Genomic DNA, 13,705 nt, shown 5'->3' with positions numbered 1-13,705 from the left:
TTAAATTCTTAAATACCGCCTACTTTTGGATACCACTCCGGCCGATAAGGATCCTGGTGAAAGCGGGCGTAGTAGTCGCCCTTCTGTTCATAGTATTTTTCATAAAACTTCATTTTATCCTCGTCCAGAGTGACACCCAACCCAGGCCCCTCCGGAACCTTGATGCAACCGTTGTGATATTCCATTTTACCGCCTTCGATAATATCGTCGGTTAGATAATGGTAATGGGCATCCCCGGCAAATGTCATCGTGGGAATGGTGGCTGCGGTATGAATCATGGCTGCAAGCTCGATTCCGAACTCCGCACCGCTGTGCATGGCAATGCCCATGTTGAATGTGTTGCAGACAGCCACCAGGTCTTTGACGCCCCGAGGTCCCTCCCAATAGTGAATATCGGTCAGCACAATATCCACGGCCCCGAGGCGGATAGCGGGAGCCAGGTCGTCAAACCGGGCCGGATACATATTTGTTGCAATGGGTATGCGAACCTGCTGACGTACCGATGCATTTCCCTGTAAACCCCAGGACGGATCCTCAAAATATTCGATGTTCAGGTCTTCCATTCGTCTACCCATTTGTACGGCTGTAGGCACGGACCACACCCCATTCGGGTCAATACGCAGACCGAAACCATCGCCCAGCTTCTGTCGGCACAATTCCAGTACCCGAACCTCTTCTTCCGGAGCCATCACACCAGCTTTCAGCTTCATGGCATTTACACCCAGGGTTTCATGGAGTTCCACACAATAATCAGCCAGATCTTCCGCCGTTTCATCATGCTTTCCGTCGCCAGGGCGATCATAACGCCAGAAGAGATAGCCAATAAACGGAACTTCATCGCGGATGCGTCCCCCAAGCAAATCACTCATGGGCCGGTTCAGAACTTTACCCTGGATGTCCAGACAGGCCATTTCCAGCGCAGCATACAACCGGGCATTAGACATGTAATAAATACTCCGCAACACTTTCAGCTTCATGATTTCGAGCTGAAAAGGATCGAGTCCGATGATTCTGGGCTTGAGTTTTTGCAGTGCACCTCGCTGGTCACCGCCACCTACTTCTCCAAGGCCCACGATACCTCCATCGGTGATCACTTCCAGAATGGTCCTTAAAAAATAGCCTGGATGTACACCCGTATTGTGTCTCAGCTGGGCATTTAGGGGAATGGCAACGCAGCGCGTCCTTAAGTCAATGATTTTCATAGTTATAAATCAATGGACAGCTCATTTTGCTGACCTTTTTTAATGGTAAATTTCTTTTCAATTGTTTCTTTTCCGATGGATATCCTAACGGAATATTCACCACAAAACCCTCTGAATGAAACAGGCTCAACACCATCCAGAGATTTAGTAAGCGATGTTTTCCATTCCTTATTAATCAGGTCGTTCAAGGCGTGATATGCCGGTTTCGGGGTCAGGTCTTCATTTAAGAACCCGCCATGCCATTTGTCCTCTCCGGCTACTGCAGTTCCGTCGGAGACGTTCCACCACACGATGGCTTCCACCGCTTCGTGACTAAACCAGGCCCGGTAGAAATTCCTCGTCATTTTAGCCTGATTTGCCAGGCCGGTTTCATTGAAAGGCAAGGCGGGGATCGTGATCTCTGAAATGTGGATCGGAAGCTTATACGCACCATACAGGTCGAGCACATCAAAAACAGTTTTTGGTGTTATACTTTTACCTGCAACCACATCCTGATGAAGTGTTTCACTAAAAAAATGAAACTGCAATCCGATGCCATCAATTTCAGCACCTTTGTTTTTAAGATTATCGATCAACAATTTGTAAGGACTGTATTCCCGGTGATAGTTGGTCCAGATGCTCGTTGTTTCATTAATAAATCCTCTGGTGGTTTTAGGAAAACTTTTGGAAAATTGCTGAAATGATTTCAGTCCAAAGTTGTCGGGCATCCTGATCGCACTTGTGTGGTATGAAAGCAATTCGTTTACAACGTCCCACGTTTTCACCCTTTGTCCATAGCGCTCACCCAGTTGCCTGATACGCAGATCAATTTTCTCCTGCATAATCGTGGTGTCGCGTGGCATCCAAACCGGATTGGCGTGGGAAACATTATCCCAAACCAACGTGTGCCCTTTAGGGGTAATCCCGTTTTTTTCACAAAAATCGAGTACCGGATCGGGCGGCGGACGGCGATAAATCTTACTGCTCGATGCATCATACCGTAATACTCCCTCCTTGGGTTCAAGGGTTTTCCAATAAAAAGGAACACAGGCCAGGTTGAACAATTCTTTAAAAACTGCTTCGTAGCGTGTGTTCTGCTCCGGTTTTGCGTAGCCGTCGAGCATAAAAATATTGGATCCAAACTGAAAGTCATGAGTCAACTGATGGATTTCAATTTTTGCACCTCTGGGAAGCTTGCCTTTCCTTACATTGAGGGTAATTGTAGCGTTAGCCTTACGGTTCTTTTCTATGCCACTCTGAATCCGGCTTTCCACCGACGGATCTGCCCATAGGGAATCGTACCGGCTTTGCCCGGAAACTTTGTTTAAGGTCAGGCTAAATAGAAATAATAAAAATAATCTGTTCATTGGAAATCAATTTTATCCTTTTTGAAAAATAATAATGCGGCCAGAATGATCATCAGTCCACCCAAAACGTAGGCAATTGACAGCAGCGACAAGCCGAGTGACAGGCCCAGAGATGGTTTGAGGATACCGAGGATATAAGGGGAAAAAGCACCCGTCAGAAAGGCGCACATGAGCATCAGCCCGGAGGCGGAGGAGCGGATCCTGACAGCCACTACTTCATACAGTGAAGCAAAAATATTCGAATCGTAGGCCCCTCTGAAGACACCAAAAATGAACAGCGCTGCGTAAGTCACAATTTCGGTCTCTCCTGCACCCATCCAGAAAATGAATGGGGAAGCCAGAAGCAACGCGATCCCCTGCACCAGCAGCCTGGCTTTCCTATCTTTCAGCGAAAGTGTGTCCGCCAGCTTCCCACCGATCACAACACCAATAATTGCACCGACATGATGATAAAAAAGGGAGTTAAAACCTGCCTGGGCCAGGGAAAGATTGAATTTGGTTGCAATGAAAGACGGCATCCAGGTAAGATAACCGACATTGACAAAAACCATACAGGCAAAGCCAAGTGTCAGCAGTACAGCCGTGGGCTTCCTGAATATCACGCCTGCAGTTTTCAGGATTTCTGGCTGTGTTTCCATCATCTCTGGCACATCCTTCTGAAGTCTCATAAAAACCACGATACCAACAAGAATACCAAATGCGCCAAATACAAAAAATGCCTTCTGCCAGCCATAGGTCTCCCCCACATACCCGGCAATTACCCCACTCAAAATGATACCAATGTAAACCGCAGACTGATGGAGCGACAGGGCAAATGACCGTGTTTTCGTATGGTGCTGGCTGATCAGGGCATTGGCGGAAGGCGCATAAAAAGCCTCCCCGCCCCCCGTGGCAACGCCCCGCAACAATACAAACTGGATCAGTGTAGCACAAAAGCCGGTTGACAAGGTTGCAACGCTCCAGAATATCAGGCTGATAGCAATGATATTTTTTCTCGAAAACCGGTCGCCCAGGAAACCTGCAACGGGCACCAGCAGGCCGTAGGTCCATACCAAAGCCGAAGCGATCAGGCCAAGCTCTGCATCTGTAAGCCCAAGATCCTCCCTGATTAGCGGAAGCACCACGCTGAATATCTGCCTGTCGGCCTGATTGAGGAAAAATGCCAGCCAGAGCAATGCCAGCAGTTCCCATTTGTAACCTTTTCCCGGCTCCTTCATATTTTACTGATTTTTAGGCTCTGGTTTGTCGCCAAAAATTGACAGGCTAATTTCATTCCGGATAATTAAAAGGTTTGTGCTATGTACATTTTTTTTATCTCATGGGGCCCGAGCGCCCTGTCGAATATAGCAAGGCCGCCAATGAGGCCGACGAAAAAATTGCCCATTTCTCCTAAACGGTGTACGCCCCCCACCGTAAAATCCGCCCCGTTCTCTCCTCCATCATACAAACCAAGTGGATAATAATAAGGATTGCGCCCTTCGCGCAGATCGGCCTCCCCATTCAGATAGGACACTGCGTGATTACCGTCATAGGTGAAAGCGACCAACGACCAGGTATGCAGGGGCACAACAGTATTTCCTATGGAAGCGTCCATGCACCACTTTTCACCTTCAGTTGGGCCGCCGATGCCCGATACATGGCCACAAACCTGCTGGGCACTGTCGTGGATCCAAAGATTAAGGAAAAGACAATACTGCCTTTTCTTCTCCGATTCCAGCCACATACCCGCTATTGCTTCACACTCGTCAGCTTTGATCGTTTTAGCATCTCTTTTCACCCAAGCTACCACTGTAACCTGAGCATTTTTTCCGGCGATATTAAGACCCGGACAATGCTGACGTTTTATAAACAGATACTGACTTTGTGCAAGCTTCAAAGCATTCCCGGACACGGGCCCTTCCTTTACAAATTCCACCGCCTGATGTGACTGTAAGGTATATGCGTACTGACCTACCGATGTCATCCGACCTCCCGTAAAATCCCACATACACAACAAGTTGTCTATCTTTTCAATATCGTTTCCCACTTTATTAAGATTAAAAGCCAGAATTATCTGTCACTTTTTCAATGTAATCCTCACGATACCTGACCTTTCGAATTCTGGCAGGGCAATTGTTTTGTCCGTCGCTGATAGTGACACATTTTTATCCTTCCAGGGATCGTAAAAGGTGATTTGCCCGGTATTGATCTCAAAAGGCAGCTTCAATAAAATTCCGGAAAGAACCTCCGGCTTTATACCCTTCACGAGCTCCGAGTGCCAGGTGTTGTCCCTGTCCTTCACCCATATCAGAATCGTATTCTTTCCTTTAAGCCCATACACCTTTACCTTATCCTCCTGATATACAAAAGGTTGAAAGTCCTCGCTACGCGGATCGAGTCCCTGAATTGCCTGGTTGAATCGAGCCAGCTGATACCACAGATTGTGTTTATCAATGTAATAATCCCAATGCCAGCTTTGTCCGGGTCCGGCTCCGCCTGCGAAAAACGGTGCAAAGAGATAATCGTGCAGCATCATTCCGGCCGTGTCCTTTTCATACAGTTTGGAAGGGCCGGCATGGTGCGCCTCCACCGCGCCAACCTCGGATAACACTATTGGTTTATTGAGATTGAACCCCATCAGTGTTGTGACAGCGTCATGAGCGAGTTTATCCATTGGCCCTCTGCTCACTTCCAGCTTCGCACCCGGATCCAGGTACCGATGTACCTGTGCAAGCTCATTATCTTTCAGTTGCGAATAATCCCGATACAGCCCCGTTGCAGATTCGGAGTCAAAGCTTCCCAGGCTCTGCATGACCAACTGACGGGGAAATCGCTTTTTCACTTCCGGCAACATATCCCGGGTCCAGTCGAAAAGTATCTGCTTGTCGCTGGTACGCACCGAATTCACCTCATTCCATAGTTCCCAGCCAAATACCGTTGGATTGTTGGCGTACCTTTCAGCCAGGAACTCTACTCTTCTGAGATAATAGTCTTTCCCCTTCTGCGTTGTAAAAAAATCGTCAATACCAGATAGGGCGCCGCCTTTACTTTGGTCATAAACGGGTTTGTCGAAAGGGACCGAACCTGCAAACATCGGAGGCATGTTGGTCAGATTCCTAAAATTTTCAAGGCAGAACTTGATCCGGATTCTATTTTCCTTCGCAATCGCAACGAGCCTGTCTATTCGTTTTGCCATCACCTCGTCGTAATGCCCCGCCTGCTTAATTTCTATTTCAAATGCGGGTGCACTCAACCAGATTCTTGTAAAATTTCCTCCGTTTTTACCCAGATTACGAAGATAATACTCCATTTTCGCCATAATTGAATCTTCACTGCTCACAAACCGGGGCCAGCAGATGTTGATACCGACAGGAATGAAAAGTTTTCCGTTGTCCAGCTCCAGATACTGTGAATTGTCTGCACTTATTCGAACAAAGTGCTCCGAACTATCACCCGTGCCTCCAAACTGGCGGGCGCATAACCTGCTGTGGCACATAGTGAGAAAGGCAAAAACAAGAAATAAGCCTAAAACTGGTTGTCTCATGGCAAACTGAAAAACAGTCATAAATCTGTGTCAATGAAGTCCATCTCCATCTTTTTTCAAATCAAAAATAGCCTCCTTGTAAGCCCCTGCTTTATCCTTCCAGGTCACCCGGTATTTGCCTTTAAACCCACGAAAAGTGATTTGATTACGCTGATCGGGTTTTGCTGAAAGGGTGGTAGTCCACTCTTCATTAATCAGCTTTTTCAGTGCAAAATAACACGGCTTGGGCTCCATGTTGCGGGTAAAGATACCGGATGTGGTTGGCTCGCCTGGTGCTCCACAGTCGTCCACGATATTCCACCAGGTAATGCCCATCATATTTTCAACACTAAACCACATCCGGTATAGGTTGTAGGCAATCACGGCCTGAATGTTCCTGCCCTTTTCGTCATCACCCGGGGCAGTGATGGTAATTTCACTTAAATGGATCGGGAGTTTTGCCTGGCTCATGATCTTCATTTTATCGGATACGATCCGAGGCGTTTCAATCTCTTTTCCAGCAGCCACATCCAGGCAAAGCTGTGGATTGAACAAATGCATCTGTGAGCCCATAATGTCTATCCGCCGTCCATCCGCACGCAGGCTTTTAACCTGATCCGTGTAGTTTTGATTGTTGGCATAATCATTAATGTTCAGCAACACAGATTTTGGAAACACCTCATTGGCTTTCTTGAACACCCGGTTGGTATAATCCCCCGGAAGCAGATTGCCATATTTACTGTTCGTGATCTTATCACCTGTTGCCACATTTCCATGAAAATCTATGGCACTTTCGTTGACGATATCCCAGCTTGGAAATGTGTCGCCATAATACGAGGCCAGTTCTTCCACCCTTTTATCGAACGCCTTTCCAAGCGCCAGTGCATACTGCGGGGCCAGCTCGGCTATCTGTTTGCCGGTAAGTTTCCCCAGTTCCTCTTTTGCATATTTACCTAGTTTTTCCTTTTCTTCTTTGGGGCAATATTGCTCATACAGCCATTCCGGATGCTGCCATTTCGGGTTCCCCCAGGCAATCGTGTGGCCGTGCAGACGGATGCCCCGGCTTTTACCAAACGCTACGATGGGGTCGGGTGCCGGCCGGCGCCAGTGCGGTTGGTCTTTGGGACTTTCGACACCATTCCAGAATTTTTCGGTATCCCAGTACTCCTGCCTGAACCTCGGACGATTTGGTTCCATCTCAAATTTTTTCCAGTAAAAAGGGACGGTAGCCGAATTGAAGAGCGTACCAAACAGCTCCTTGTATCGCCGGTTCCGCTCTGAAGTCCCCAACTGATCGTAATTGAATATATTGGCACCGAATACAAAATCATGCGCGATCTGCTCAATCCGGACTTCCGTGCTCGGCGCTACATCTGCCAAACGCAGCGTAGCACTGGACTTTCGATATTGGTCGATGTCTTTGTCGATCTTGCTTTGAACCTCGGGGCTCCACAACTTCCAGTAGGCTTCGGACATCACCTTTTTAGCGGACTCGTAATTCCAGGCCACTGTTCCTGGGTTCTGCTGTGCAAATACCGGCAAAATTCCGGGCAAAAAAGCAATCATTAATATACTAAGCTTCCTGATTTTCATTTTTTAAAGGTTCAGTTCATAATTGGACCAACATATCAATATCCGGGATTCTGATCTTTGGAAGGATCCAGTGCCGTATTGAAATTGAGTTCAGCCACCGGAACCGGCCAAAACAGATGTTTGTCGGCAACATCTTTTCCCGTAGCCGCCTTAATGACCTGTTTGAGTTTGGGTATACCCAGTCTTTTAAGGTCGAGCCAGCGTTTGGCCTCGTACTGTGTTTCATAACCGCGTTCCTGCAGCACAAGATCGTTAAAAGTATCAACTGTAAAGCCCGAAAGGGCAAAATCAACTGTCGAAGGCGCATTCGCAGGCTTGCCATATGCGCGACGGTGTACTTGATTCAATGCATCAAGACCGGCGGCGGTCGGCCCGTTATTGACCCGGTTGTCAGCTTCTGCAAACATCAGCAGAATATCTGTGTAACGGTATATCGGGAAATCGTTTCCGGCGGCGGTTTGGTGGGGAGCCAGAGGATCCGAGAACTTCTTGCATAAAATGCTGTTCGGCCCCAGTCCGATATCATATTTCACCCAGTTAAAAGTTTTCCTCAGATCCGCATTATCCCAGTTTTTTTGAACCAGATTGTTCACAGATTCACTGTAATGCGCATAAAATCCTCCAGCTCCGTGGAGCCTGGTACCCGGATGGTGGGCATACATCGCCAGGTACATACCTTGTGAATTCTGGCGGGTCATTTTGAGATAGAAAATTTCCTCCGAAGTCGATACAACGGTAGGTCCGAAAATATTGTCAAAATCGGCGGCCACTGTAACGGGAACGAGTGAGAACTTTTTGGACTGGATAATCTCATTGGCCTTATCCCTGGCTTCTGCGTATTGGTTGCGGGTAAAATAAACCTCCGCCAATGCCGCTTTGGCAGCAAACTTTGTAGCTCTTCCAACCTGCTTCTGTGTTTCAGGCAGATTGGTCTCTGCTTCTATAAGATCCGCAATGACCAGTTTGTATACGTCATCCGCTGTACTACGTGGCACATTGGGCTCATTTAAAGTTGCCTCCGTGCGAATGGGCACGCCGCCCCAGTTGCGTACCAGCCAAAAATAGTTGTAAGCGCGCAGGAATTTCGCCTCTGCGATGTATTTGGCCACGTCACCAGCGGAAATACTGCTGCCCTTCGGCGCATTGGCAATAACCAGATTGGCATTCCGGATTCCCAGATAAAACAGCCTCCAGCCATCGTCTGTCCGTGGAACATTGGTAGAATTTAACCCCTGAAAATCGCTGAGCACCTGGTAGCTACCACGACCATAACTGTAATCTGTATACGCTTCCAGTTGCGCTCCCAGTTGCCCGCTGATGTTGTTGTTTGCTCTCAGCTGCTCGTAAATGGCATTGACAGCTGTTTCTACCTCGGCGGCGGTGTTGTAGAAGGTCTCCACCGCTACGGCCTTCGGATTTTCTTCCAGAATGTCCTCACAGGAAGTCAATATCCCCAGCGCTATAATAAAAAGGTATTTTTTCATGATAAGTATTTATAATGATGGCCGAAAAGTTTAAAATCCAACCCTGATTCCCGCCGTTACCGACTTGGAAGTAGGGTAACTGTAATGATCAATACCCTGTCCCAACGAGTTGGCCCCTCCCTGGGAATTGGTTTCCGGATCCCACCAGGAGTATTTTGTAAAGGTCAGCAGATTCTGTCCGCTCACGTAGATCTGAGCAGACCTCATCCACTTCACATTCCAATCGGAAAGCGGCAGATTGTAGGCAAGCTGTATGTTGCGAAGTCGCATGTAAGATCCATCTTCCACCACCCTGTCGGAATAGTTATAGGAATTGGCCCTTGAAATGACCGGATATTTGGCATTTGTATTGGTAGGTGTCCAGTGATTGGTATAAACCTCCCTTGGCATATTTAGGCCAAAGCCGTAATCCAGCGTGTTGTTGATCGAACTTACATTGACGAGGTCATTACCCTGAACACCCTGAAGGAATATGGTCAGTTCCAGTCCCTTATAGGACATGGTTGAATTGAGGCCGTATATAAAATCAGGATTTGGGTTACCGATGATGGTTTTATCGAGCTGGTTAATCACCCCATCGGCATTCAGGTCCTGATAGATTTCCTTACCAAGTTCATTGTAACCGTTTTTAAGATAGCCATAAAATACGCTCATGGGTTCTCCCTCCCGAAGCAGGTTGGCGTTGTCATTGATCAGGGTCACGCCAACGCTTCCTCCCAATATGTCTGCACCATTGTAAAGTTTAACAACCTTGTTGCGCTTGAAAGAGATATTTGCCCCCAGATCCCACTTAAATGCTTTATCGATGATCAACCCGTCCAGTGCGAGTTCAAGCCCTTTGTTCTGAATTTGTCCCACATTTTGTATCGTACTGGTGAAGCCAAAACCTGATGGTAACTGAACCGTATTGAGCAGGTCCCTTGTGTTCTTGATGTAGTAGTCTGCAGAAATCCGATACCGGTTGTTGAAAAAAGCGGCGTCTACCCCAAAATCGATCTGTTCCGTAGTCTCCCATTTGAGATTACCCGGCAGGCGTGTCCCAGGTGCAAACGTGTTATAGAGTGCATCATCAAAAACCGTTTTCCCGGCAGTCAGGTTATTGAGCGTGGCATATGCGCCAATCGCCTGGCTACCTGTGAGTCCCCAGCTGCTGCGCAGTTTCAGATCAGAAATGGCCGGAATGTCTTTGATAAAAGCCTCCTCGGATAACCGCCACGCCAACGCCGCCGATGGGAAATACCCCCACTTGTTTCCCTCGCTGTACTTTGAGGACCCATCCGCCCTGAAGCTTACTGTAGCCAGGTATTTACTGTTGAAGCTATAATTGATACGTCCCAGATAAGACAACAAGGTGCTGAATGAATAACTTGAACTCGGTATACCGGGCGTGTTTGCGGAACCAAGATTAGCGGTTTCGGTTACATTACTTAAAAACCCGACACCCGATCCGCCCAGTGACTTGTTCAGAAAATCCTGATAGGTAAAACCGGCAACCGCTGAAATACTGTGTTTGTCAGCAAGCGTTTTGATGTAGCTGATCGTATTTTCACTCAAAAGACTCGTACCTCTTGTATTCGAAACGTTGGCGGATCCCTGAGAATTGATAAAGCGGGTGGTGGTGTATCCTTCTGTGATATCATCGCTGTTTTCAATCCCTCCGGAAAGTTTTATGGCCAGCCCATCGAAAGGCTTGAATGTCAGAGCCATATTGGCAAGTACTCTGTTGGCATCGACCTCGTCGGTCTGTTCGTTGACATAGTTCAGCGGATTGGTCAGCACGTTAGAAATGAATGGGTATGCCGTGGCCAGCACCCTTAATGTACCATCCTCATTGTACGGTGTCAGTGTGGGAGGGGCAGATATCACCGCGGACATCAGCGTGCCACCCCGGTTACCTGCTCCGTTGTTCTGGCGACTCGTTTTAATCTTTGTAAGTGTAGCTCCATAACTCAGTGAGAACATCTTGTTGACATCGGTATCGACGGAAGCCCTTATCGAATACCGCTTGTAATTGCTGCCTATCACGATTCCTTCCTGGTCGAAGGTACTTCCTCCGATTGAGAACCTGGTCTTTTCGTTACCACCGCTCACGGTCAAATTGTGCGTTTGCATGGGTGCTTTTCTGAATATCAGATCCTGCCAGTCAAACCCTTCTCCGAAGCCATCGATCTGAGCCTGAGTAAAAAAGGGCGTTACCTTGTCAGTAACCGCCTGTTCATTGTAAAATGTCGCATATTCCTTTGCATTCATCAGATCCAGCTTCTTTCGCAACGTCGCCTGACTGTAACTGCCTTCATAATCCACCTGCATCTTTCCTGACTTTCCCTGTTTGGTGGTAATCAAAACAACCCCATTTGCCCCACGGGAACCGTATATGGCCGTTGCTGAGGCGTCCTTCAGAATTTCTATACTCTCGATATCACTGTTGTTGATAATAGTGGGGTTGCTACCAGAAGTAGGAAATCCATCCACCACATACAAGGGCTCGTTGCTACCCTGTACGGAGTTGGTACCCCGGATCCGGACACTCACACCCGCACCCGGGGCACCCGTATTTTGGGTAACCTGCACGCCAGGTGCACGGCCCGACATGGCCTGAAGGACATTCGTTGCCGGAAAGGCGTTAATTTCCTTAGCCTTAACCTGTGACAGCGAGCCTGTAAGATCACTTTTCCGGACGGTGCCATAGCCCACCACGACCACTTCTGATAATTGCTGATCATCCTCCCGCATTACCACGGAGACAGAAGACTGGTTGGCCACTTTCACATCTTGAGGCGCATAACCAACAAATGAAAAAACCAGGATAGATTCCGGACCCGGCACATCAATGGTGAAGCTTCCGTTGGCATCCGATGTTGTTCCCTGTGTTGTTCCACGTATTAATATACTCACTCCCGGAAGTGCCTCGTTGGCTCCACCTACCACCTTACCCGTTATGGTGCGGTTTTGAGCCAATGCTTCATGCGTCTGCCCCAACAGACAGAGTCCTAAAAACCATATGTAAATTGTTGCTTTCATTTGGCTGAGAATTGTTTAAATTCCATATTATAAAATTTAATTTTATTTTATAACAATATTCCGGATTAATAAACCACCATCCAAATTTTCATATACTTTTTTTCTATTTTTTATTGATTATGTGCTATATAAGGATGCGCATAGCAGGAGCAGGACAAAGAAAAGGCCTTACCTTCTCAGTGAGAATAGAATACGAAATCGTTTAGGATTGCACAGCCGGAAGCAGATCAGCTGTTACTTTTACAGGATCAGGATGAGACCAGAAACATTGAGGTAACTATGCCGTAAAGCATATGGAATACGACCACCCGTCGCCAGGTTGGCAATCTGAAACAGCGCGCTACCCCTGACTATTTAAGCCTGAAATAATCTTAATCGAACTCGGGGAGTTGGATGGTTACAGATTCGAATTTATCTTCATGATCGAAGGCCCTGATGAAATAGGCGCGTTTGCCATCCGACGAAAACGACGGATTCACATGTGCCACCCACTCCCATGTCACCTTTGCGTTTTTCCATTGTGCCAGCAGCGCATAAGGCCGCGATTCGCCTTGTTTGTACAGATATACGCGGGTGAAACCATCTGCCTCAGATTTGTAAAAATCCCCCTCTCCTATGTACCATTTTTTATCTGGTGACATTCCAACGTGGGTAGATGTTCCCCCTAACAATTCCCCCCTTTTACCAAACAGATCATATTGAAATATTCTATTTTCCGGATCTTCTGTATCCACACCCATCATGTGCTGATTATCGTACCACACTACGTGCATAGGGCGAACTTTAATCCATCTGGGCTCACTGCCATCGGAGGATACAATCCCATGAAGGTCATGCCAGCCACTGGCAGAATCGGCCCGATAGCGGTAGTCAAACATAATCTTGCTATTCAGAGGATTGGGCTCAAGGTGCAGAATTTTAGTCTCATAATCCGAGACTTTTTTATTCTGCCGCTTAAAGGCCGCGACTATTTGCGCCTGCTTAATAATGAGAGTACTTCTTCCTGCGAGGCAATCAAAAGCGTAAATGCCCTCGTCCATCGGCTTATATGGGGTGCGCGACTTGTCGGGTATCAGTAGTCGGGCGTTGCATTTGGAATAAAAAACGACATTACCAAAAGACTTATGCCCCAGCTCTCCCGCGACGATCCCGAAAACTGATTTCCCGGAATTTACATTGTATATCTCAAAATCCTTAAAGTGACTAACCTGAAATGCCACAAGAGAGTCATTGATCCAAAATGCGTTAGCACCATTGTGGTTGTTGCAGGTAACGTCTCTAATTTTTACATGATCTCCGGTACGCCTGCTTTTAAGCATCACTTCCGCACGAACCGGAGGCGCCAGATGGCCGCCCTCGGCAATAGCAGGATATTTCACAAAACAAATGTATTTACCGTCAGGGCTTTCAGGACTGGTGTTGTAAATGCTTAGCGCAGTACTTTCCGTACCGCTGTAAAGGCTTTTTACCAACCCAGAATAATCCTTCTGAGCTATTGCCTCAAATCCAAAAACGAAATGAAGGCTTAGCAAAGCTTTTTTCAGCATTCCTGAGGAC

General features: G+C 47.4%; 9 protein-coding genes. All 9 read right to left on the bottom strand.

All coding sequences use genetic code 11. The annotated features are described in order from the left end of the window. Positions 1-8: 8 nt before the first annotated feature. The 9 genes from DYADSP32_RS02765 to DYADSP32_RS02725 all read right to left on the bottom strand — a co-directional run bounded on the left by DYADSP32_RS02765 (position 9) and on the right by DYADSP32_RS02725 (position 13,695). Positions 9-1,202, bottom strand: a complete 1,194-nt coding sequence (locus DYADSP32_RS02765; protein ID WP_149244144.1) for an enolase C-terminal domain-like protein — start codon at positions 1,200-1,202, stop codon at positions 9-11. A gap of 2 nt (positions 1,203-1,204) precedes the next feature. Then, entirely contained in the window at positions 1,205-2,548 is a 1,344-nt protein-coding gene (locus tag DYADSP32_RS02760) for an endo-1,4-beta-xylanase (protein ID WP_149244145.1), read from the bottom strand. Continuing rightward, entirely contained in the window at positions 2,545-3,765 is a 1,221-nt protein-coding gene (locus DYADSP32_RS02755) for an MFS transporter (RefSeq protein ID WP_149244146.1), read from the bottom strand. The genes DYADSP32_RS02760 and DYADSP32_RS02755 overlap by 4 nt, the downstream gene beginning before the upstream one ends. A 65-nt stretch (positions 3,766-3,830) precedes the next feature. Further along, positions 3,831-4,574: a LamG-like jellyroll fold domain-containing protein gene (locus DYADSP32_RS02750; protein ID WP_414617467.1), complete on the bottom strand. Its 744-nt coding sequence runs from the start codon at positions 4,572-4,574 to the stop codon at positions 3,831-3,833. Between the two features lie 30 nt (positions 4,575-4,604). After that, positions 4,605-6,071 (bottom strand): cellulase family glycosylhydrolase, encoded by a 1,467-nt coding sequence (locus DYADSP32_RS02745; protein ID WP_414617466.1) that lies wholly within the window; start codon positions 6,069-6,071, stop codon positions 4,605-4,607. A gap of 30 nt (positions 6,072-6,101) precedes the next feature. Beyond that, on the bottom strand, positions 6,102-7,643 hold the full coding sequence (locus tag DYADSP32_RS02740) for an endo-1,4-beta-xylanase (RefSeq protein WP_414617465.1): 1,542 nt from the start codon (positions 7,641-7,643) through the stop codon (positions 6,102-6,104). Between the two features lie 35 nt (positions 7,644-7,678). Next, positions 7,679-9,127 (bottom strand): RagB/SusD family nutrient uptake outer membrane protein, encoded by a 1,449-nt coding sequence (locus DYADSP32_RS02735; RefSeq protein WP_149244147.1) that lies wholly within the window; start codon positions 9,125-9,127, stop codon positions 7,679-7,681. A gap of 30 nt (positions 9,128-9,157) precedes the next feature. Then, complete coding sequence (locus tag DYADSP32_RS02730; protein WP_149244148.1) at positions 9,158-12,148, bottom strand: SusC/RagA family TonB-linked outer membrane protein; 2,991 nt, start codon at positions 12,146-12,148, stop codon at positions 9,158-9,160. A 371-nt stretch (positions 12,149-12,519) separates the two neighbouring features. Further along, positions 12,520-13,695: a hypothetical protein gene (locus DYADSP32_RS02725; protein WP_414617464.1), complete on the bottom strand. Its 1,176-nt coding sequence runs from the start codon at positions 13,693-13,695 to the stop codon at positions 12,520-12,522. Positions 13,696-13,705 lie beyond the last annotated feature (10 nt).

Origin of the sequence: Dyadobacter sp. 32, assembly GCF_902506755.1 — a bacterium.
Taxonomy (GTDB): Bacteria; Bacteroidota; Bacteroidia; order Cytophagales; family Spirosomataceae; genus Dyadobacter.
This window is presented reverse-complemented; position numbering and strand designations above follow the sequence as displayed.